General features: G+C 72.3%; 17 protein-coding genes. 10 read left to right on the plus strand and 7 right to left on the minus strand.

What is annotated here, in order from left to right; all coding sequences use genetic code 11:
- Positions 1-7 precede the first annotated feature (7 nt).
- From JJJ15_RS01430 to JJJ15_RS01455, 6 genes are all read left to right on the plus strand, one after another.
- A complete protein-coding gene (locus JJJ15_RS01430) occupies positions 8-895 on the plus strand; it encodes a hypothetical protein (RefSeq protein ID WP_200511195.1) in 888 nt (295 codons plus the stop codon).
- A complete protein-coding gene (locus JJJ15_RS01435; protein ID WP_200511196.1) occupies positions 817-2,028 on the plus strand; it encodes an RICIN domain-containing protein in 1,212 nt (403 codons plus the stop codon). Before JJJ15_RS01430 ends, JJJ15_RS01435 begins: the two co-directional genes overlap by 79 nt.
- Before the next feature lie 224 nt (positions 2,029-2,252).
- Entirely contained in the window at positions 2,253-3,677 is a 1,425-nt protein-coding gene (gene glnA, locus JJJ15_RS01440) for a type I glutamate--ammonia ligase (RefSeq protein WP_200511197.1), read from the plus strand.
- A gap of 234 nt (positions 3,678-3,911) precedes the next feature.
- The gene (locus tag JJJ15_RS01445; RefSeq protein ID WP_200511198.1) at positions 3,912-4,844 is read left to right on the plus strand and encodes an ABC transporter substrate-binding protein; all 933 of its coding nucleotides are present in this window, start codon (positions 3,912-3,914) and stop codon (positions 4,842-4,844) included.
- A gap of 2 nt (positions 4,845-4,846) precedes the next feature.
- Positions 4,847-5,812, plus strand: a complete 966-nt coding sequence (locus JJJ15_RS01450; protein WP_200511199.1) for an amino acid ABC transporter permease — start codon at positions 4,847-4,849, stop codon at positions 5,810-5,812.
- 49 nt (positions 5,813-5,861) lie between these two features.
- Positions 5,862-6,653, plus strand: coding sequence for an amino acid ABC transporter ATP-binding protein (locus JJJ15_RS01455; RefSeq protein ID WP_106109209.1), 792 nt, complete (start codon positions 5,862-5,864; stop codon positions 6,651-6,653).
- Positions 6,654-6,737: 84 nt separating this feature from the next.
- On the opposite strand, the gene JJJ15_RS01460 is transcribed toward JJJ15_RS01455, so the two are convergent.
- The 6 genes from JJJ15_RS01460 to JJJ15_RS01485 form a co-directional block, all read right to left on the minus strand.
- The gene (locus JJJ15_RS01460) at positions 6,738-7,379 is read right to left on the minus strand and encodes a histidine phosphatase family protein (RefSeq protein ID WP_106109210.1); all 642 of its coding nucleotides are present in this window, start codon (positions 7,377-7,379) and stop codon (positions 6,738-6,740) included.
- A gap of 108 nt (positions 7,380-7,487) precedes the next feature.
- Positions 7,488-11,021 (minus strand): bifunctional [glutamine synthetase] adenylyltransferase/[glutamine synthetase]-adenylyl-L-tyrosine phosphorylase, encoded by a 3,534-nt coding sequence (locus tag JJJ15_RS01465; protein WP_200511200.1) that lies wholly within the window; start codon positions 11,019-11,021, stop codon positions 7,488-7,490.
- Positions 11,022-11,043: 22 nt separating this feature from the next.
- Positions 11,044-12,381: a type I glutamate--ammonia ligase gene (gene glnA, locus JJJ15_RS01470; RefSeq protein WP_200511201.1), complete on the minus strand. Its 1,338-nt coding sequence runs from the start codon at positions 12,379-12,381 to the stop codon at positions 11,044-11,046.
- Between the two features lie 94 nt (positions 12,382-12,475).
- Positions 12,476-12,985: a zeta toxin family protein gene (locus JJJ15_RS01475; protein ID WP_200511202.1), complete on the minus strand. Its 510-nt coding sequence runs from the start codon at positions 12,983-12,985 to the stop codon at positions 12,476-12,478.
- Complete coding sequence (locus JJJ15_RS01480) at positions 12,982-13,278, minus strand: hypothetical protein (RefSeq protein ID WP_106109214.1); 297 nt, start codon at positions 13,276-13,278, stop codon at positions 12,982-12,984. Before JJJ15_RS01480 ends, JJJ15_RS01475 begins: the two co-directional genes overlap by 4 nt.
- Before the next feature lie 136 nt (positions 13,279-13,414).
- Positions 13,415-15,040 (minus strand): ATP-binding cassette domain-containing protein, encoded by a 1,626-nt coding sequence (locus tag JJJ15_RS01485; protein ID WP_200511203.1) that lies wholly within the window; start codon positions 15,038-15,040, stop codon positions 13,415-13,417.
- Between the two features lie 491 nt (positions 15,041-15,531).
- On the opposite strand from JJJ15_RS01485, the gene JJJ15_RS01490 reads away from it, so the two are divergent.
- The 4 genes from JJJ15_RS01490 (at position 15,532) to JJJ15_RS01505 (ending at position 19,929) form a co-directional block, all read left to right on the plus strand.
- Positions 15,532-16,695 (plus strand): hypothetical protein, encoded by a 1,164-nt coding sequence (locus JJJ15_RS01490; RefSeq protein WP_200511204.1) that lies wholly within the window; start codon positions 15,532-15,534, stop codon positions 16,693-16,695.
- Positions 16,688-17,392 carry an ABC transporter ATP-binding protein gene (locus JJJ15_RS01495; RefSeq protein ID WP_200511205.1) on the plus strand — a complete coding sequence of 235 codons (705 nt, stop codon included), beginning with the start codon at positions 16,688-16,690 and terminating at the stop codon, positions 17,390-17,392. Before JJJ15_RS01490 ends, JJJ15_RS01495 begins: the two co-directional genes overlap by 8 nt.
- A gap of 172 nt (positions 17,393-17,564) precedes the next feature.
- The gene (locus JJJ15_RS01500; RefSeq protein WP_200511206.1) at positions 17,565-19,205 is read left to right on the plus strand and encodes a DUF349 domain-containing protein; all 1,641 of its coding nucleotides are present in this window, start codon (positions 17,565-17,567) and stop codon (positions 19,203-19,205) included.
- A gap of 163 nt (positions 19,206-19,368) precedes the next feature.
- Positions 19,369-19,929, plus strand: coding sequence for a hypothetical protein (locus JJJ15_RS01505; protein ID WP_200511207.1), 561 nt, complete (start codon positions 19,369-19,371; stop codon positions 19,927-19,929).
- Positions 19,930-19,981: 52 nt separating this feature from the next.
- On the opposite strand, the gene JJJ15_RS01510 is transcribed toward JJJ15_RS01505, so the two are convergent.
- Positions 19,982-22,327: a bifunctional (p)ppGpp synthetase/guanosine-3',5'-bis(diphosphate) 3'-pyrophosphohydrolase gene (locus tag JJJ15_RS01510; RefSeq protein ID WP_200511208.1), complete on the minus strand. Its 2,346-nt coding sequence runs from the start codon at positions 22,325-22,327 to the stop codon at positions 19,982-19,984.
- Positions 22,328-22,341 lie beyond the last annotated feature (14 nt).

The raw sequence follows: 22,341 nt of genomic DNA on the forward strand, positions 1-22,341 counted from the left end.
AAGCGCGATGTTCCCTCATCCCAGGCCCCTGCCTGCCTCCCGAGCCCGCAGACTGTGCGCCGCGGCCGCCGCCCTGGCCCTCGTCGGCACGGCGTACTCGCTTAGCACCCCCCTGCCCGCCCAGGCCGACCCCGCGGACGCCGCGACCTACACGGTGACCGTGGGCTCCGTGGGCGAGTGGACCCACCCGGACGACACCCCCGCCAGCATGATCATCGACGAGAAGGGCGACTTCCACATCCAGGGGGCTCACGCCCTCTACGGCAAGAACGACGAGCGTCGCTGGACGTTCTGGAAGGGCACCACGATCGACGACATCACCTGGGACCAGGAGGCCTCCTCGGCCGACGACAACTGGGACACCACCACCCGGTGCAACGAGGGCCCCACCGGGCGTGAGTCCACCAGGGCCCCGGGCGCCACCTCCCACTCCGAGGCCAACTACTGCGACCTGACCAATATGTGGGTGGACCCCGACACCGGCGACTGGTACGGGCTGGTGCACAACGAGTTCACCCCGCGCCCCTTTGACGACGGCCTCCACTACGACTCCATCGACTACGCCGTCTCCCACGACAAGGGCGTGACGTGGACCATTGTGGACCACGCCATTACCTCCCCCTACAGCACCAGGCGCGGGGACACGGACGCCTTCCCGGAGAAGACCTACTACTACGGCGACGGCGACCCCCGCCTCTACGTTGACTACGCCTCGGGCTACTTCTACGCCTTCTACGGCTCGCGCGTCGTGGACAAGGGCTACAGAGCTGGGTCGCCTTCTACCAGCACGTCGCCCGCGCCCCCATCTCCGGCAAGATGGCCGCCGGCACCTGGCAGAAGTGGTACAACGGCACGTGGACCGAGGCGGGGATCGGCGGCAGGGAGTCCAATATGACCCCGGTCACCGCCGACAGCCCCACGGGCTACACCGCACCCGAGAACGAGTACAAGCCGACCACGCCCGGCTGGGCCGGCCAGCAGGTCGCGAGCGGGGCTGCCCCCGCCACGTCCCCGCTCTTCGTCATGGACGTCACCTACAACGCCCACCTGGGCCTGTACATCGCCGAGCCGCAGAACCCCGACCAGTCAGGCAACGCCCCGCAGGAGATCTACGCCACTCGCGACCTGAGCACCCAGAAGTGGTTCAAGCTGGGTGACACGGGCACCTACACCAACGCCTCGTGGTACCGCTGGTTCCTCGACTCGGCGAACGGGACGAGCAGCGCCATCGTGGGCGGGTCCTTCCGCGCGTACTGCTCCTACGGGTGCAGCACCGAGCTCATGTCCTTCCAGTACGTCAACCTGACCATTGACACCGACTCCCCCGCCCAGGCGGTGGACACCTCCAAGCGGTACACGATCACCAACGCCGACGGGCTGCTCCTGTCAGCCGCCCCCGACGGCACGCTCAGCGGGGCCACGACGGTCACCGAGGACACCGGCGCCTGGACCTTCCACGCCACCGGCGACGGCTCCTACACGATCACCGGCGCGGACGGCAGGGCGCTGGGCGTGGACTCCTCGTCGACGGCGGGACGGGCCTGGGACGCCCCGCTCACCCTGGCCGCCGCGGACAGCACCGACGTGGGGCAGCAGTGGTTCGTCGTCCCCGCCACCGGGGACGCCGGTAGCGTCCGCCTGGTCAACCGCTACAGCGGCCTGGCGCTGGGCATGAACGGGACCGCCGCCCTGACCACGCCCCAGCGCACCTGGGACCGCGGCAGCGACGCCGGCGGGGTCAGCTCCGTCCTGACCACGGTGGCGGCCCAGACGCTGACCCTGGCCGAGTTCAGGCCGTCCCCGGCCACCCCCACAGCCGCCCCCACTCAGGCACCGACCACGGAGCCCACCCAGGCGGCTCCCACGCAGGCGGCCCCCACCCAGGCGGCGGACCCCACGGCCGCCCCCCGGGCCTCCCAGGGCCCGCTGGCGAGCACGGGCACCAACGTCCTCGTCCCGGTGCTGGTGGCGGTGGTCCTGACCGGGGTCGGTGCCCTGGCCCTCAGGCGCCGGGCCCGCAGGGGCTGACCCCGTAGGCGGGGACCGGGCCGGCGCTCCGGCCCTTCTCTCCCGGCTCCCCCGTCGGTGGCCGGCAGGATGCCTGCCGGCCACCGACGGGGGAGCCCGCCACGTCGGGGCGGGGGCCGAAACATCGGGGACACATCCACGGCACGCCCGTGTCACCGTAGGTCCCCTAGGCTGTCTTCCAGCCGCGGTGCGCGGACCCCTGTCGCGATAAGGAAAGACCCCGTATGTTCAAGGACGCTTCTGAGGCCCTGGCCTACATCGAGAAGGAGGACGTCGACCTCATTGACGTCCGCTTCTGTGACCTGCCCGGGGTGATGCAGCACTTCACCATCCCGGTGGCGGCCTTCAAGGACGACGCCCTGACCGACGGCCTCATGTTCGACGGCTCCTCGATCCGGGGCTTCCAGGCCATCCACGAGTCCGACATGAAGCTCGTCCCCGACGTGACCACCGCCTTCCTGGACCCCTTCCGCACCCACAGGACCCTGGTGGTCAACTTCGCGATCGTGGACCCCTTCACCGACGAGGTCTACTCCCGCGACCCCCGCTCCATCGCCGCCAAGGCCGAGGCCTACCTGCGCTCCACCGGCATCGCCGACACCTGCTACATCGGCGCCGAGGCCGAGTTCTACCTGTTCGACTCCGTGCGCTACGACTCCACGCCCGCCGGATCCGCCTACGCCGTGGACTCCACCGAGGCAGCCTGGAACACCGGGCGCGAGGAGGAGGGCGGCAACAAGGGCTACAAGACCGCCTTCAAGGGCGGCTACTTCCCGGTCTCCCCCAACGACCAGATGGCCGACGTCCGTGACGCCATGGTCGCCACCTGCCAGGCGGTCGGCCTGCAGATCGAGCGCGCCCACCACGAGGTGGGCACCGCCGGGCAGCAGGAGATCAACTACCGCTTCAACTCCCTGCTCGCCGCGGGCGACGACATGATGAAGTTCAAGTACGTGGTCAAGAACGAGGCCTGGAGGCAGGGCAAGACGGCGACCTTCATGCCCAAGCCGATCTTCGGGGACAACGGCTCGGGCATGCACTGCCACCACTCCCTGTGGAAGGACGGCAGGCCCCTGTTCTTCGACGAGCGCGGCTACGGCCAGCTCTCCGACCTGGCCCGCTGGTACATCGGCGGCATCCTGGCCCACGCCCCCAGCCTCCTGGCCTTCACCAACCCCTCGGTGAACTCCTTCCACCGCCTGGTCCCCGGCTTCGAGGCCCCGGTCAACCTGGTCTACTCCGCCCGCAACCGCTCGGCCTGCATCCGCATCCCCGTGACCGGCTCCTCGCCCAAGGCCAAGCGGGTGGAGTACCGCGTGCCCGACCCCTCGGCGAACCCCTACCTGTGCTTCTCCGCCGTCCTCATGGCCGGGATCGACGGCATCCGCGGACGTATTGAGCCCCGCGAGCCCATTGACAAGGACCTCTACGAGCTGGCGCCCGAGGAGTACTTCGACATCGACAAGCTCCCCTACAGCCTGGACCAGGCCCTGGACGCCCTGGAGGCGGACCACGACTACCTCACCGAGGGCGACGTCTTCACCCCCGACCTCATTGAGACCTGGGTCGACTACAAGCGCTCCAACGAGATCGAGCCGCTGCGGCTGCGCCCCCACCCCTACGAGTTCGCCCTCTACTACGACCTGTGACCTGCCAGCTGGCCCCGGGGCCAGCTGGCGACCGGGTCCCGGGGCCCTCCCGCCCCTCCCCGGGGGCGACGCCGCACGCTTCCTGTCAGGCGGGAGGCCCCGGATCCTTCCCCCCGGGGGCGACGCCGCACGGGCTAGGGCCGGAGTGTGTGGCACACCACGAATATAGGATTTCTATCCAGTTTTGTGTATGCATATGCTTGCGTCGTCCATTCCCCGACCCGAGGAGCCCCCATGAGGACGACCCCGTGGCGAGCCGGTGCCGTCGGCACCGCGCTCTGCCTGTGCCTGGCCGCCACCGCCTGCACCAACGCCGCCGACTGGCAGCCCTCGGGCAAGGCCAGCTCCTCCACCCAGGGCTACGACACCTCCACCATCGCCGTCCAGCCCGAGATAGCCGCCATGCTGCCCCCGGGGGCCCTGAGCGACGGGGTGCTCGACGTCGCCGCCTCCACCGACTACGCCCCCGCCGAGTTCCTCGACACCGGCGGCAGGCCCGTGGGCTACGACGTGGACCTGACCCGGGCCATCGCCGCCGTCCTGGGGGTCAGGGGCGAGGTCCACACCGCCGAGTTCGACTCCATTATGGCCTCCATCGGCAACAAGTACGACGCCGGCATCTCCTCGTTCACCGTCACCCGGGAGCGCGAGGCGGCCATGGACATGATCGCCTACGTCAACGTCGGCTCCCAGTTCACCGTCCAGGCCGGCAACCCCCAGGAGGTGGACCCCTCCGACCACCTGCACCTGTGCGGGCTGAGCGTGGGCGTCCAGGTGGGCACCAGCCAGGAGACCGCCATGCAGGACGACTCCCAGGCCTGCGTGGCCGCGGGCAGGGAGCCGATCTCCGTGCGCTCCTACTCCAAGCAATCCGAGGCCACCACCGCGCTGACCGGGGGCACCATCGACGCCGTCTACTCCGACTCCACGGTCGCCGGGTACGCCGTGGAGCAGACCGGCGGCCAGGTCGAGATCGTGGGCGCCCTGGAGGACGCCCTCCCCCAGGCGATCGTCATGTCCAAGAGCGACCCCCGCCTGACCGCCGCCGTCCAGGCCGCCATGCAGTACCTCATGGACTCCGGCATCTGGACCAGGATCCTGGAGACCTGGGGCATCCACGACGCCGCACTGACCACCGCCGCCCTCAACCCCGACGTGGAGGACTGACCATGGCGACCACCCCCGCCCCCCAGAGCCCCCTGCAGCTCAACCACCCCAAGCCCGTCCCCAGGCCCGGGACGTGGGTCAGCGCCGCGCTCGTGACGGTCCTGGGCGCCATGCTGGCCCACGCCCTGGTCACCAACGACAAGTTCCACTGGGACACGGTGTGGTTCTTCTTCCGCGAGGTCCACGTGGTGACCGCCGTGGGCTGGACGCTGCTGCTGACCTTCCTGGCCATGGCGATCGGCATTGTGCTGGCCGTCACCACCGCGATTATGCGCCAGTCCTCCAACCCGGTCCTGCGCTGGGTGGCCCTGGCCTACCTGTGGTTCTTCCGGGGCACCCCGATCTACACCCAGCTGGTGTTCTGGGGGGCGATCTCCGCCCTCTACCAGCACCTGAGCCTGGGGGTGCCCTTCGGCCCCGAGCTGCTCTCCTTCAAGACCACCGACGTGTTCACCCCGTTCGTGGCCGCGGTCCTGGGGCTGGGCATTAACGAGGGCGCCTACCTGTCCGAGATCGTCCGCAGCGGCCTGGCCAGCGTGGACCCGGGCCAGGCCGAGGCCGCCGGGGCCCTGGGCATGAGCCGGGGCCAGATTATGCGCCGCATTATCCTGCCCCAGGCCATGCGCGTCATCGTGCCCCCCACCGGCAACGAGACCATCTCCATGCTCAAGACCACCTCCCTGGTCCTGGCCGTGCCCTTCACCCTGGACCTGACCTTCGTGACCAACTCCTACGCCTCTCTGACCTACCAGACGATCCCCCTGCTCATTGTGGCCGCCATCTGGTACATCATTATCACCTCGGTCCTCATGGTGGGTCAGCACTACATTGAGCGCTACTACGGCAAGGGCTTCTCGGAGGCCCCGGCCAGGCCCGGTAAGGGCCGCCGGACGCTGTCACGGCGTCAGCAGGCGATCCTGGACTCCCACACCACCAGGGACGACCCCTTCATCGGGTACACGCCGTGACCGAGCCCGTCCCCCACCAGAGTGCCCCCACGCCCCCGACGGAGGAAGCATGACCGCCCCATCCACCACCCCGAAGGTGCAGGTCACCGGCCTGCACAAGCTCTTCGGCGAGCTCCACGTCCTCAAGGGCGTGGACCTGACCGTGCCCTGCGGCAGCGTCACCGTGCTCATCGGCCCCTCCGGCAGCGGCAAGTCCACCCTGCTGCGCTGCATTAACGAGCTGGAGACCATTGACGCCGGGAGGGTCTGGGTGGACGGCGAGCTCATTGGCATGCGTGAGGAGACCCGGCCCGACGGCTCCGTACGCCTGCACGCCCTGAGCGACAAGGCGCGCGCCGCCCAGAGGGCCAAGATCGGCATGGTCTTCCAGAAGTTCAACCTCTTCCCCCACATGACGGCCCTGGGCAACGTCATGGAGGCCCCCGTGCAGGTCAGGAAGACGCCCCCGTCAGTCGCCCGGGAGCGGGGGGTCGAGCTGCTGGAGCGGGTGGGGCTGGGCGACCGCCTCGACCACTACCCCGCCCAGCTCTCCGGCGGCCAGCAGCAGCGGGTGGCCATCGCCCGGGCCCTGGCCATGGACCCCGAGCTCATGCTCTTCGACGAGCCCACCTCCGCCCTGGATCCCGAGCTGGTCGGGGAGGTGCTCGCCGTCATGCGCGACCTGGCCCGGGACGGCATGACCATGGTGGTGGTCACCCACGAGATGGGCTTCGCCCGGGAGGTCGGCGACCAGCTGGTCTTTATGGCCGACGGCATCGTCTGCGAGTCCGGCGACCCCGCCCAGCTCCTGGACCACCCCCGCGGGGAGCGTCTGCGCGCTTTCCTGGCCAGCGTGCTGTAGCCCCCGCCCCGCTAGGAGGCGCGAGCCCCCTGGCCAGTGCTGGTGCCGCCCCCTGCCCCGCCCCAGGCGGCAGGGGCGGGGGCCTCAGGCCCGCCAGTCGCCCTCGTTCCAGTCCACCAGGCGCCAGCCCGCCCGGTCCCGGCGGACCACCGTGACACCGGCGTTGGACATGGGGTGCTCGGCGACCCACAGCGGGTCCGCCCCACCACCGGGGGCGGCCCTCAGCGCCGTCCACAGGCGCAGGACGGTGCCGTGGGCCACCAGCAGGCCGGCCGCCTTCCCGCGCTCGGCCGTGACGGCGGCGATCCGCTCCACGACGGCGTCGAAACGCGCCAGCGTGCTCACCCCGTCCTCCGGGCTCCCCGGCAGGCGGCAGGCCGTGCGCCCGGCCATCCAGGAGCGGGTGGTGTCCCTGTAGCAGGCCACCGAGCGCTCGTCGGTGGCCATCTCCAGGTCGCCTGCCAGGACCTCCCGCAGGCCGGAGTCCACCACCGCGCTCAGGCCCGTGGCCTGCTCGACGGGGGCGACGGTCTGGCGGGCCCGCAGGATCGGGGAGGTCCACAGGCCGCTCAGGCCCTCCAGGTGGCCGGCCCGCTCCAGGCGCTCCGGCAGGGTAGCGGCCTGGGTGAGGCCGGTGGCGTCCAGGGGCTGGCCGGGGAAGGCGGTGTCGAGCGCCCCCATGACATTAGCCATGGTGCGGGCGTGACGGACGAGGAGAAGCTTCACGGTACCTATCCTGCCAGGAACCCCGGGTTCCCACAGCCCTGACGCCCTGCCTTACGCCCACGTGCCAACCGGCCTACCGGCGCGGCTCCCACAGGCCGGCTGCCCCGCCTACCGGCGCCCGGGGCGGCGGGCGGGGCCACCGCGCCCCGGCTCCCCCCAGCCGCGCCGGGAGACCCCGGAGCGGGGAGTGGCCGGTGGCCGGCCGACGGGGTCAACCGGGTCGGGGCCGTAGACGACCTGCTCCATGACGGCCCGGGCGTGGCGGGCCCCCCGACGGTAGAGATCCTCCAGGTCGCGCCCGCCCCCCGACGACGCCCTCAGCAGCCACCCCACCACGCGCACGCCGCGTACGTCCGAGGGCAGCACGTCCACCCTGGCGCCGCTGTCCCGGCCGGTCCCCAGGACGTTGGCGGCCCGCACCCGGGTGGCCAGGATCCAGGCCCCCATGAGCTCACCGGCCTGGTCGGCGCTCAGCAGCCCCGCCTCGGAGGCCGCCCGCAGCGCCTCCGTCGTGGAGGTGGTCCGCAGCCCCGGGACCCGGCCCGCGTGCTGGAGCTGGAGGACCTGGGCCGCCCACTCCACGTCGCTGATCCCACCGGGCCCGAGCTTGAGGTGGCGGGCGGGCTCCACGCCCCGGGGCATGCGCTCCGCCTCCATACGCGCCTTGAGGCGGCGGATCTGGCGCAGGGCGTCGTCGTCCAGGCCCTCAGCGCTCCAGCGCAGCGGGTCAATGAGCTCCTCGAAACGCCGCCCCAGCCCCGGGTCGCCGGCGCAGGGACGCGCCCGCAGCAGGGCCTGACGCTCCCACACCGCCGACCACCTGCCGTAGTACTCGGCGCAGGAGGACAGGGAGCGGCTCATGGGGCCCTGACGGCCCTCAGGACGCAGGTCGGCGTCCACGTCCACCGGGTGGGGGAGGGCCCCCTTGAGCAGACGCTGGGTGGTGCGGGCCACCGCCTCCGCCTCCCGGGCGGCGTCCACCGCCTCCACCCCCGGACAGGCCTCGTGGACGAACATGACGTCGGCGTCCGAGGCGTAGCTCGTCTCCTCACCGCCCAGTCGCCCCATGGCGATGACCGCGTGACGGGCCAGGGCCCCCGGACAGGTGCCGGTGGCCCCGTCCTGCGTCCCGCCCCGTCCCGCCCCGCCCCGCCGGGCCACCACCAGGGCGGTAGCCACCTCCAGGGCGCCGCCGATGACGGCGTCGGTGGCGTCGGTGAGGATCCGGGCGGTCCGGTTGGGGTCCACCCCGTCCAGGGAGTCGGCCAGGGCGGCGCGCAGGAGCTCACGGGTCCTGACCCCCACCACCGCCTGCACCGCCTCCACCGCCCGACGCTCCAGCTCCTCAGCCCGGCCCCCGGCCCCACCACCCAGGTCACGGCGCCCCACGATCTGGGCGACCTCCTCGGTGAGGGCCTGCCGGCTGCGGGGACGCAGCTCGGCGTCGTCGTCCAGCCAGGCCGTGGCCTCAGGGTGCTCGGCCAGGCGGACGGCGGTCCAGCGCGCCCCGGACAGGACGTGGCACAGGCGCTGGGCGGCGTGGGGGGAGTCGCGCAGCATCCCCAGGTACCAGTGGGAGCCGCCGATCGCCTCGGAGAGCTGGCGGAAGGACAGCAGCCCGGAGTCGGGGTCGGGGCCGTCGGCGAGCCAGCCGATCATGACCGGCAGGAGCTGACGCTGGATGGAGGCACGACGGGTGACCCCCTCGGTGAGGGCCTGGATATGACGCAGGGCACCATCAGGGTCCAGGTACCCGAAGGCCGCCAGGCGCTCACGGGCGGCGTCCGGGCTCAGGGTCATCTCGTCGGCGGACAGGCCCGCGGCCGCCCCCAGCAGCGGACGGTAGTAGATCTCCTCGTGGAGGCCGCGGACCTGCCGCTTGAGATCCCTGAAGACGGCGACCAGTCGGGCGGGGTCGGCCAGGCGGTCCCGGTCGATCCCCCGCCCGATCCGCCTGAGGTCCTCCGGACGCTGCGGCAGGTCGTGGGTGCGGCGCAGGCGGGTCAGCTGGGCCCGGTGCTCCAGCAGGCGCAGGGCCCGGTAGCAGTCGGCCAGGGCCGCGGCGTCAGCCCGTGAGACGTAGCCCCCCGCGCTCAGGGCCGCCAGGGCCGCCAGGGTCGGACGCACCCGCAGGGCGGGGTCACCCCGGCCGTGGACGAGCTGGAGGAGCTGGACGGTGAACTCCACGTCCCGCAGCCCCCCCGGCCCGAGCTTGATCCGAGGGTCCTCCAGGGCGCGGACGACCCCGGCCTCCCAGGCGCGCCCCGGCGTCCGCCCTGCGCGTCCCGCCCTGGCCCGTCCCGCCCCGGGAGCAGGGGTACGCGGCCGGGGCCGGGACTCCTGCTCCACCCGACGGCGCATGGCCCGGGCGTCGTCCACGAAGTTCTCCCGCTGTGAGGCCCCCCACACCAGGGGCGCCACCGCCGCCTCGTAGGCCCGCCCCAGCTCCCGGTCCCCCGCGCAGGCCCGGGCCTTTAAGAGGGCCTGGAACTCCCAGGAGGAGGCCCAGCGCTCGTAGTAGGCCAGGTGCGAGGCCAGGGTGCGCACCAGGGCGCCGTCCTTGCCCTCGGGACGCAGACCGGTGTCCAGGGGCCACAGGGCCGGCTCCGCCCCGGTGGCACTGAGGACACGGGCCAGGGCGGTGGCGATCTCAGCCCCCGTGGCGACCAGCTCGTCCTCCTGCCCGGCCCGGCCGCCGGGCTCCCCCTCCCCGCCGGCCGGGGAGGCCGACGCGCCCCGGGCCGGGCCGCCGGGGCCGACGACGTAGACCACATCGACGTCGGAGACGTAGTTGAGCTCCTGGGCCCCGGTCTTGCCCATGGCGATGACGGCCAGGGCGACGTCGTCCGCGGCCGGCCCCACGGCGGCCCGGGCCACCAGGAGCCCGGCCTCCAGGGAGGCGTCGGCGAGCTCAGCCATCTGCCGACCGACCACGGCGACCTGCCCCGTAGGGGAGCCGCTGACCAGGTCCTCGGCCACGACCGCCACCAGCCGGTCCCGGTAGGCCACCCGCAGTGCCGCCGTGGCCGCCTCCACGGCCTGCGTGCCAGCTGGGGCGGTGGCACCGTCCTGCCCGTCCAGGGCGCTCCTGACGGCGTCAAGCAGCTGCTCGTCCGCCCCGGCCCCCGGCAGGCCGAAGGCGCGCTGCGGGGCGGCGGCGTCCAGGTGCCCGGGGTGGGCCACCAGGAAGTCCCCCAGGGCCTGGGAGGCCCCCAGGACCGCCAGGAGACGGGTGGCGTGGTCCCGGAGCCCCGGCTCGCTGGCGTCCTGCGGGGACACGACGGCGTCGAGCAGGTCGGCCAGGAGCCGGGCCGGCCCGCGGGTGCAGGACCCGCACAGGCGGATGAGGCTCAGCAGGGCCAGGTCCGGGTCCGCCGTACGCCCCAGGGCCTCCACGAGGGCGGCCTGGGCCCCGGTGAGCCGGGCCGTGACCAGGGAGTCCGTGCCGCGGGGACCTGGGGGGCCGGGGGCAGCGGGCCGCGGGACCGGCGCCCCGCCCGGGTCGGGGTCCGGGAGGTAGGGGCGCAGGGCGGGGTCCTGCAAGCACGACCAGGCCCGGCCGAGCCCGGTAAAACCCGCCCTGGCCAGCAGCGCCCGGGCGCTGCTGGCGTGACGCAGACCAGGAAGGTTGCGCTCGACCACGGCCCCTGCCCCCGTTCTCCCGTCAGCCGCGTGGGAGGAACTGGGAGAGCTCGAAGTCGGTGACCTGGGCGTCGTAGGCCAGGTACTCCCGGCGCTTGTTGCGCACAAAGTACTCGAAGGTGTCCTCCCCCAGGGTGTCGGCCACCAGGTCGGAGGCGCTCATGGCGCTCAGGGCCCGCTTGAGGGAGGTCGGCAGGGGGGTAATGCCCAGGGCGTCGCGCTCGCGGTCGGTCAGTGCCCACACGTCGTCCTCGGCCTCGGGCGGGAGCTCGTAGCCCTCCTCAATGCCCTTGAGGCCGGCGGCCAGGATGACGGCGTAGGCCAGGTAGGGGTTGGCGGCCGGGTCCAGGGAGCGGTACTCCACCCGCACCGACTGGGCCTTGCCGGGCTTGTGCATGGGCACCCGCACCAGGGCCGACCGGTTGTTGTGGCCCCAGGAGACGTAGCTGGGGGCCTCGTCCCCGCCCCACAGGCGCTTGTAGGAGTTGACGTACTGGTTGGTAATGGCCGTGATCTCCCTGGCGTGGTGCAGCAGGCCGGCGATGAAGGAGCGTCCGGTGGCGGAGAGCTGGTACTGCCCGCCGGCGTCGTAGAAGGCGTTGTGGTCCCCCTCGAAGAGGGAGAAGTGGGTGTGCATGCCGCTTCCGGGCTGGCCCACCAGCGGCTTGGGCATAAAGGTGGCGATGCAGCCCTCCTGGATCGCGACCTCCTCGATGACGGCCCTGAAGGTCATAATGCTGTCGGCCATGGACAGGGCGTCGGCGTAGCGCAGGTCGATCTCGTTCTGCCCGGGCCCGCCCTCGTGGTGGCTGAACTCCACCGAGATACCCATCTGCTCCAGCATGAGGATGGCCCGGCGACGGAAGTCGTGGGCGGTGCCCCCGGGGACGTGGTCGAAGTACCCGGCGCGGTCGGTGGGCAGGAGGCTGCCGTCCTCCCCCCGGCGCAGCAGGTAGAACTCGATCTCGGGGTGGATGTAGCAGGTGAAGCCGGCGTCGGCCACGCGCGCGAGCTGGCGCTCCAGGACGGCGCGGGGGTCGGTGCGGGCGGGCTGGCCGTCGGGGGTGAGCACGTCGCAGAACATGCGGGCCACCCGGTTGCCCGGCTCCTCCTCCCGCCAGGGCAGCATCTGGAAGGTCGAGGGGTCCGGGCTCAGGAGCATGTCGGACTCGAAGACGCGGGTCAGGCCCTCCACGGCGCTGCCGTCAAAGCCGATTCCCTCCTCGAAGGCGCTCTCGACCTCCGCGGGGGCTATGGCCACGGACTTCAGCTGCCCGATGACGTCGGTGAACCACAGGCGCACGAAGCGGATGTCGCGCTCCTCGATGGCGCGGAGCACGTACTCCTGCTGCTTGTCCATGGTGCCTCCTGCACGGTACGCGAGGTGCCCAGCGCCGGGCGTGGGCCGACGGCGCCTCACGGGCTGGTGGACAAAGCGTAGCCGCTTAAGTAGGTCAGGCAGGTTTCGGGGGCCTGGCCGAACCGGGGTGTCCGGTGGCCGAACCGGGCGCCCGCTCCTGGCCAGAGGACCACCGGCGGGGACCCGGGAGCGGCCGGGCCTGCGTGCCGGTCAGCGCGCGGGCGTGGTCGAGGCCGACCGTGACCTGGACCGGGGCGTGCAGGCGGCGGGCGAGCGCCCTGAGGGAGTCAATGCGCTCACTGACGTCGAGGGCCTGGCCCACCAGCCAGCCGGACAGGTCGGCGGTCGCCGCGGGCATGGCCTCGGGATCGGGGTCGGCCACCAGCCGCTCGTAGTCGGGGTGGTACTGGCGCAGGTCGTCGCCCAGGATCTCGACAAAGTCGTGGTCGGGGTAGAACATTCGGCGGGTGGAGGCAATGGCGCGGGTCTTGCCCGCACCCGGCTGAGCGCCGACTGACAGCAGCGTCGGGCTCGGGCCGGGCGGAGACGCGAACAGGTCGGCAAGGGCGTCCGCCCAGGCCTGCCTCTTGGTCTCGGTGGTCATGCTGCGGAGAGATAGGCACCTGCGCGCTCTGCCAGGTCGAGTTGGGAGACCATGCTCCCCCACCGCTCGATACGCTCGACCATAGCAGCGCGGTCATCGGGGTGGACGTCGGAGCGCTCGCGTCTGAGCGCGACAATCTGCTCCGTCCAGAACTTGACGGCGTCCTCGTCCCCTACCTCGCGGGCACGTGAGCGCAGCGAGTTGTAGGCGCCTCCCAAGCGCGTCCCCTTCTCGTAGAAGACGTCGTAAACGGTATTAATGTCCTTGCTCTCCCAGTCAATACTGCTGACCATAACAGCCTCCTTACGTCACGCTCCACAACCGTGCCACCGCACTACCGCCCTCCTGGCCGGCGGCGGTGCGCCGTGAGACCGGCCAGGGGCCGGGCACGGCCGCCTGTACCTGCCACAATAACGTGCCAGCTGGCCCTCAGGGACTGAGGACCAGGCGACGCCCCGCCCAGTGGTCAATGAGCCAGCGGTCGTGGCTGGCCACGAGCAGGGTGCCGCCCCAGGCGGCCAACGCCGCCTCCAGCGCCTCCATGGTGTCCAGGTCCAGGTAGTTGGTGGGCTCGTCAATAATGAGGATCTCGGGGGCGGCCGCGGCCGCCACGGCGAGCTGGACACGGCGCTGGTTGCCCGCGGAAAGGTCCCCCACCCGCCGGGACCAGTAGGCGGGGTGCAGGACGCCGGCCCCGACCTCGCCTATGCCCGACCCCCACGTCTCCTCCCCCAGGCCGGGGTCGCCGGGGCGCGGCAGGCGCTGGGGGACGACGGCGATGCGCCCGGAGACGCTCAGCGCCCCGGTGGAGTCGGCGGTGGGCGGCGCCCCGGTGGCCGCCCAGCGCAGCAGGGTGGTCTTGCCGCAGCCGTTGGGGCCGGTGACCAGCAGGTGCTCTCCGGCACCCAGGTCGAGGGTGACCGGGGCCAGGCGCCCTGGGACGTGAGCCTCGCGGGCCAGGACCGCCAGGCCGCCGTGGGCGGGGACCTGCGGCAGATCCAGGCTTAGGCGGTAGGAGCGGGGTCGGCGGACCTCGACGGCGGCCAGGGCGGCGAGCCGACGGTCGTCGTTACGCTGACGCCGCGTCGAGGTCGAGGCGGCGCGGTCCGCGTAGAACTTCCTGGCCATCCTGACCTCGGTGCGCTCGCCGTGGTGGTGTGCGGTGCCGTAGTGGCCGACGGTCTCGGACTCGCGGCGGTGGCGGGCCAGGGCGCGCTTGTCCTCCTGCTGGGAGGCGTGGACGCGCTCGTGGGAGGCGCGGGCGCGGGCCTTGGCCTCCAGGTAGTCGGTGTAGGTGCCGGCGCAGCGTTGGACGCCGGGCAGGCTCCCGCCCCCGGAGGCGGTCAGGAGCGCCTGCCAGGGGGCGGTGTCCAGGTCCAGGACACAGGTGGCGACGTCGTCAATGAAGGCGCGGTCGTGGCTGGCCAGCAGGACGGGGCCCTGCCAGCCGCGCAGGGTGGCGGCCAGGTAGGCGACAGCCTGGTCGTCCAGGTGGTTGGTGGGCTCGTCCAGGACCAGGGCGATGGGGCGGGTGAGCAGGGTGGCGGCCAGGGCGAGGCGGCCGCGCTGGCCCGGTGAGAGCGTGGCCAGAAGGCGAGTGCGCCCAGGATCCCCGGCCAGGGCCCCGAGCCCCAGGCCCGCGAGCGTCTGCCCGGTACGGGCCTCCAGGTCCCACACCTCGGCGGCGGTGGCGGCGGCCAGGAGCCCGTCGTAGTCGCGGGCCAGGGGGCTGTCGGGGCGGGTGGCCAGGGCGGTGGCGGCGGCCTCGAAGCGGGCGGCCAGGGAGCGCAGGGGCGCGGTGGCGGCGTCGAGGTAGTCGCCGACGCTCCCGGACGGGTCCGGCACGTCGGGGACTCCCCGGAGCGGCGGGGCCTTGACGGTGCCGGAGTCGGGGGTGAGGTCGCCGGCGACCAGGCGCAGCAAGGTGGTCTTGCCGCAGCCGTTGGGGCCCACCAGGCAGGCCCGCTCGCCGTCGGCGACGGTGAGGGTGATACCGGCGAGCAGGGGCTCGGCGGTGAAGGAGAAGCTGATGTCGGTCAGGGTGATCGCGGGCACGGGTACTCCTTGCGGATCCTGGGGGCGGTTCAGGAGCGGGGCAGGAGCTCAGGCGGTCACGACCATGCTAGCAGCCCCGCCGGTACCGTCTCCTGCACCGCCCTTCCGGGAAGGTCCGCCACCGGGACCCGCCGGTGCACCCACAGGGTGGCGGGCTCGCTGACCGCCCACCGGCCGGGACCCGGGTCGGTGGCCCCTCGGGAGCCGTCCACGAAGTGCCCTGTTGTCCACGAGCCGAGGTATACACAATAACCGCTGCAAACAATCTCACGTACTATTGATAAGTATCTTAAAATGCTTGACGCAGGAACGTGGCGTCCCTAGACTCTGAGCTGCCAGTATCACCCACTGGACCCATCTCATGAGAAAGGCGGTACCACCATGTTCTGGTGGCTCTTCTGGCCTATTTTGTGGCCTACCCCACCTGCGTACTGACCGGACTGGATAGTGGTGGCCCGGCCGTGAGGTCGGGCCACCACCTGGTGAGGAGGATGTCCTTGCTGCGTCCGCACCCTGACACGGTGGTCCTGGGGGCGCGCCTGGGTGCGCTGGGCGGGCGGTGCACCCTGGCGACCGCTGCACTCCTGGGGGCCGCCGCCCTCATGACCGTCTACGGCTCCTCCCCCCTGGAGCTGCACGGGACTGCCCTGGGGGGCGGCCTGCTCGTCCTGTCCGCCTCCACGGCGGCCGGGGCGGTACAGGCCTTCAGCTGGGACCTGCCCGCACCGGCACGCGCCTACCTGCGCTCCCGGGGCGTCGGGACGCCGACGCTGCTGGTCCTGCTCCTGGTGGGAACCAGCCCGGTCCACCTGTGCGCCGCGCTCCTGGTCCCCCGGGTCCTTGCCGCCAGGCCGTCCACCACCCTGGCGGCCACGGCGCTGCTGGCCCAGTACGTCCTGACCGCCGTCATCGGGGCCGCGTGGCTCACCAGGAGGAGGACGGGCAGGCTCCTGCCGTTCCCGTACCGGGCCGCCCGCCGTGCCGCGCCCTGCGCCCCGCCTCCCGCACCCGGTGCGGCCGTCACGGTCAGGCAGGCGCGTAGGATCCGCCCCCAGCCGGCCTGGTACGCGGCCCTGGGCCGGGGTGGGCGCCTCCCCCGCAGCCGGGTGGGGGCGACCCGCCTGCTCCTGCGTCGCACGGTGGGGGTGCCGGAGCTGGCGGTCCCGGTTATCGCGTGCCCCCTAGCCGGGGCCGCCCTGGCCGGGGCCGGCGTCCCGACCGCCACGGCCTGCTACGTGGTGGGCCTCCTGCCTGCCGCGGCGTTCTTCTCCACGCTGGCCCGCTACCAGACCGACCCCGCCTACCGGCTCCTGGCCACCCGCTACGCCCTGGATCCCACCGAGGTGGCCCGGGCGGGGGCGGCCCTGTCCCTGCCGGCGGCCGGGGCGGGCGCGGCCGCCGCCCTGCTGGCAGGGGCCTGGAGCCGGGCGGGACACCCCGCGGGGGTGCTCGACGTCGTCGGGGTCCTGGTGGTCGTGGTCCTGAGCCACCTCAGCCTGGGCCTGCTGACCACCCGTCACCTGCGTGGCCGCCGCCTGCCGCTGCTGATCGACGTCGAGGTCATGGTCCTGTGCCTGCTGGCGCCGCTGACGATCCTGCTGGCGCTGACCGTCCTGGTCAGGATGCACCGCTCAGGAGGTGCCCGCCGTGCTTGAGATCCGTGGCCTGACCATGCGCTACCGCGGTGGCGGCGGGGTCGGCCCGCTGGACCTGGTGGTGGAGGCCGGACAGGTCGCCGGCGTCGTCGGCCCCAACGGCGCGGGCAAGAGCACCCTGTTCAACCTACTGGCAGGGGTGAGCAGGCCGCAGGGCGGCACCGTCCGCGTCCGCACGGCGCAGGGCGCCGCCACGGGCGGGCGCGTCCCCGCCCACCTCCTGGGCTACCTGCCCCAGGACGTCCCCGACCTGGCCCGTCTGAGCGCGCTCGACCTGTGCGTCCTGGACTCCTGCATGCGCGGCCTGGACCTGGACGCCCAGGACCTGCGGGCCCACCTCCAGGCCTACGGCTGCGGCGCCCTGGTCCGGCGTCGGCTCGACTCGCTCTCCCGGGGCCAGGCCAGACGGGTCTACCTGGCGGCGGCCTTCCTGGGGGACCCGCCCGTCATCGTCCTGGACGAGCCCACCAACGACCTGGACGTGGAGACCACGCTCGCCCTGTCCACCTGGGTCACCCAGGCCGCCGGACGCGGCAGCGCGGTCCTGGTCTCCAGCCACGTCCTGGGGTTCCTGGACCGGATCTGCCACCACGTGACCCTGCTCAGGGACGGCCTGGCGGCCGCGACGCTGAGAGCCGGCCAGGAGGACACCGAGAGCGTCTACCGGAGGGTCTTCGCCCCGTGCCAGCTCCTCTAGGGGCGCGGCCCCGGGACGCCGCCCGCGTCCGGTGCGCGAGTCCCTGTCACGACAGGACGCGAAGCGCATAGACTCCCCCTGTCGTCTCCCACGACGACGCCACCCCGACCACCCGGCACCGCCGGGCGTGAACGGAAGCGGGGCGGGTCCCGCCGCCTCCACCCCGTCAACCATGAAGGAGCATTACGTGACCGAGCAGACGCAGCCCGAGACCGGGCTCGATCCCACCGCCACGTCCCAGACGGAGCCCGGCTCCGCCACCACCCTTGAGAACACGGAGAGCACCGTGAGCACTGAGACCTCCTCCGAGGCAAGCCCCCAGACCCCCACACCCCAGCCCACCGACACCACTAAGGCGCCGGCTGACAGCCTGCCAGCCAGCGACGCCGAGACCCCCGGTGACACCCAGGCCACCGCCGCCCAGGTGCCTGCCACCGACGCCGACGAGACCGCCCAGGCACCTGCTACCTCGGACCAGGCCACCCCGGACCAGGCCACCGGCCCGGCCGACAGCCCCAAGGACGGGCAGGCCAAGGCCTCCGCCCCTGCCACCCCCATCGACCCACAGGAGGCGATGGACGCCGCCAAGTGGGGCCGCGTGGACGGTGAGGGGCGCGTCTACGTCCAGGACGGCGGCACCGAGCGGGAGGTCGGCCAGTTCGCCGACGCCCCCATTGCCGAGGCCATGGCCTTCTACGTCCGCCGCTACCTGGACCTGAAGTCCACGGTGGTCCTCTTCGCCACCCGCCTGCCCCAGCTCTCCGTGCGTGAGATCGACTCCACGCTCAAGACCATTGAGGAGTCCCTGGTGGCCCCGGCCGCCGTGGGTGACCTGGACGGCCTGCGCGCCCGCTTCCACGCCCTCAAGGCCGTGGCCGCCGAGCGCCGTGAGGCCGTGGCCGCCGAGAGGGCCGCCGCCAAGGAGCAGGCCCTCAAGGAGCGCACCGCGATCGTGGAGCGCGCCGAGGCCATTAGCGCCCAGGACCCCGCCCGCACCCAGTGGAAGAACTCCGGGGCCGAGCTGCGCGAGCTCCTGGAGACGTGGAAGAGCGCCCAGCGCCGCGGACCGCGCCTGGACCGCCCCACCGAGGACGCCCTGTGGAAGCGCTTCAGCCACGCCCGCACCACCTTCGACCGCCACCGCCGCCAGTTCTTCAGCGAGCTCGACGCCAAGCAGGCCCAGGTCAAGGCCGCCAAGGAGGCCCTCATCAGGCGGGCCGAGGAGCTCCAGCACTCCACGGACTGGGCGGGCACGTCCGCGGCCTACCGCGGCCTCATGGAGGAGTGGAAGAAGGCCGGACGCGCCTCGCGCAAGGAGGACGACGCCCTGTGGGCCCGCTTCCGGGCCGCCCAGCAGGTCTTCTACGACGCCCGCCGGGCCAAGGACGAGGCCACCGACGCCGAGTTCGCCGAGAACCTGCGGGTCAAGGAGGCCCTGGTGGCCAAGGCCGAGGCGCTCCTGCCGGTCAGGAACGTCAAGGCCGCCAAGCGGGCCCTGCGTCCTATCCAGGACGCCTGGGAGGAGGCCGGGCGCGTGCCGCGCGGGGCCGTGCGCCGTATCGAGGGCCGCATGCGTGCCGTCGAGGACGCCATCCGCGAGGCGGAGAACGCCGAGTGGCGCCGCACCGACCCCGAGACCAAGGCCCGCGCCGAGGGCCTGGCCGGCCAGCTCCAGGACTCCATCGCCAGCCTGGAGAAGGACCTCGCGGCCGCGCAGGCCGCCGGGGACACCAAGAAGGTCGCCGAGGCCGAGGCCGCCCTGACGGCCCGCCGCGCCTGGCTCGACCAGGTCCTGCGCTCCGCCCGGGCCTGAGGCACGCTGGGAGGGCGGGGCAGCCGCCCCGTGGACGCCGCCACCCTAGGGTGGCGGCGTCCACGTCTGTCTCCGGCCCCGATCCGGCTGCACCACAGGCTACTATGGTCCATAATGGAACATGGTCAAAAGAAGTTCTACCAGGTCGTCAACTATTGACGAGTTGCTGTCAGCTCCCGGTCCTGAGCCGATCCTGCAGCCTCCCTCCACACGCGAGACCTGTCTGCTGCGCTGTGAGCACCTGGACGCCAGGCTGTTCATCGCGGTCCTGGGGCGGCGCTACCCGGCGGACACCGTCGCCACCCCCGGGCAGCGGGCACGGGTGGCCGCCCAGGGCCTGCCGGGCGTGCCCGTCCTGAGCGAGGCGACGGCGCTGTGGGTCCACACCGGCCTCAGGCCCCCGTGGCTGGCCGTCCTGGACGGCACCGGGGGCCTGCCCCGCTACCCGCGTGGCTCCTGGGGCCCGGGCTCCCCACGCCGCTCGTTCCGCAGCTCGGACCTGACGACCATCGAGGGGGTCAGGTGCTGCACCCTGGCACGCACCGCCGTCGACGCCGCCCGCCTGGCCCCGCCCGCCACGGCGGTCACCGCCGTGCTGGCGGCGCGCAGGGCCGACACGCCCCGGTGGGAGATGTACCTGGCCCTGAGCCACTGCCACGGCGACTCCAGCCGGGGTACCGCCCGGGCCCGGGAGCTCATTGAGAGCGTCTGGAACCTGGGCTGAGGTCCTGCGCCCCCGGGCCGGAGGCCCCGGCCGCCCCACCCGGGGTGGCCGCTCAGGCGCCCTGGGCGGTCTCGCGCGGACGCCTCACCGAGGCCGCGCAGCGCCGTGCCTCGTAGACGCCGTCGATCTTGCGCAGGGCGGCCAGCGTGTCGTCCAGGTGGCTGGCGGCCGCCAGCTCCACCACGAAGCGCCCGGTCATGACCCGGTCGCGCCCGGTGGAGACCCTGGCGCTCACGAGGTTGACGTGGTTGTCCGCCAGGGCGCGCGTCACGTCGGCCAGCAGGCCGCCCCGGTCCAGGGCCTCGACCTCCAGCTGGACCAGGTAGGCCACGGCGGCGTGGGAGGCCCAGGAGACATTGACCAGGCGCTCGGGCTCGTTGGCGAGCTGCTCGACGTTCTGGCAGTCGGAACGGTGGACGCTAATACCCGAGCCGCGGGTGATAAAGCCGATAATGGGGTCCCCGGGCATGGGGGTGCAGCAGCGCGCGAGCTTGACGTAGACGTCCCCCGCCTCCATGCCCTCCACCACGACGCCGGTCTCGGCGGTGGTGCGTCGGTGGCCCGGTGCGGTCTTGGTGGGCAGGACCGCCTCCGCCAGGGTCTCCTCGGCACCCGCCTCCCCGCCCATGGCGGACACCAGGGTGTCCACCACGTGCTGGGCGGAGACGTGGCCCTGCCCGACGGCGGCGTAGAGGCCGTCGATGTCGGACTTGTCCAGGGTCTTGGCCACGTCCATGAGGGACTCGTGGCTCATGAGGCGCTGAATGGGCAGGTTCTGCTTGCGCATGGCCCGCGCGATCGCGCCCCGGCCCTCCTCGATGGCCTCCTCACGGCGCTCCTTGGAGAACCACGCCCGGATCTTGTTGCGGGCCCGGGTGGAGCGGACGAAGGACAGCCAGTCCCGGCTGGGGCCCGCCCCCTGGGCCTTGGAGGTGAAGACCTCCACGGAGTCACCGTTCTCCAGGCGGGTGTCCAGGGGCACCAGGCGGCCGTTGACCCGTGCGCCCATGGTGCGGTGGCCTACCTCGGTGTGGACCGCGTAGGCGAAGTCCACCGGCGTCGACCCCTCCGGCAGGGCCATGACGTCGCCCTTGGGGGTAAAGACGTAGACCTGGCCACCGGACATCTCAAAACGCAGGGAGTCCAGGAAGTCGGCCGGGTCCTGGGTCTCCTTCTGCCAGTCCACGAGCTGGCGCAGCCAGCCCATCTCGGCCCCGGAGGACTCCCCCAAGGCCCCTGGCAGCGGGGAGGGGCCGGTGGCGTTGGGGTCCTCCTTGTACTTCCAGTGGGCGGCCACCCCGTACTCGGCCATACGGTGCATCTCGTGGGTGCGTATCTGGATCTCCACCGGGTTGCCGCCCGGTCCCACCACGGTGGTGTGGAGGGACTGGTAGAGGTTGAACTTGGGTACCGCGATATAGTCCTTGAAACGGCCCGACATAGGGGTCCAGCGCGAGTGGAGCGCGCCGAGCACGGCGTAGCAGTCCTGGACGGTGTCCACAATGACCCTCACCGCCACGAGGTCGTAGATGTCGGCGAAGTCCTTCCCCCGCACGATCATCTTCTGGTAGATCGAGTAGTAGTGCTTGGGGCGCCCGGTGACCATGCCCTTGATCTTGTTGGTGCGCAGCTCCTCCTCGATCTGGAGCCGTACCTGGCGCAGGTACTCCTCGCGTGCCGGGGAGCGCTCGGCCACCATGTGCTCGATCGTGTCGTAGACACCGGGGTAGAGGGCCTTGAAGGAGCGGTCCTCCAGCTCCCACTTAATGGTGTTCATGCCCAGGCGGTGGGCCAGGGGGGCGTAGATCTCCAGGGTCTCCTTGGCCTTGCGGGCGGCGTTCTCGGCCGGGACGTACTTCCAGGTGCGGGCGTTGTGGAGACGGTCGCTCAGCTTAATGAGCAGCACGCGGATGTCCTTGGACATGGCCACGATCATCTTGCGCACCGTCTCGGCCTGGGCCGCGTCCCCGTACTGGAGCTTGTCGAGCTTGGTGACCCCGTCCACCAGGAGGGTGATCTCGTCACCGAAGTCGGCCCGCAGGTCCTCCAGGGTGTAGTCGGTGTCCTCCACGGTGTCGTGCAGGAGGGCGGCCGCCAAGGTCTGGGAGGTCATGCCCAGCTCGGCCAAGATGGTGGCCACGGCGACCGGGTGGGTGATGTAGGGCTCCCCGGACTTGCGGAACTGCCCCGTGTGCGCCTTGCTGGCCACCTCGTAGGCGCGCACAATGAGGCTGGTGTCGGCCTTGGGGTGGTTGGCCCGCAGCGCCCGCAGGAGCGGCTCGATAGCAGGCGGTGTGGAGTGCCCTCGGGAGCCGAACCAGGCCAGGCGGCTACGAACCCGCGAACCGGGGACGACGGCGTCGCCACCGGTCTCCGGAAGGGTCTTCGTCTCCGTCATCCCTGTATTGTACC

Source organism: Actinomyces sp. HMT897, from assembly GCF_016626125.1.
Lineage (GTDB): Bacteria > Actinomycetota > Actinomycetes > Actinomycetales > Actinomycetaceae > Actinomyces.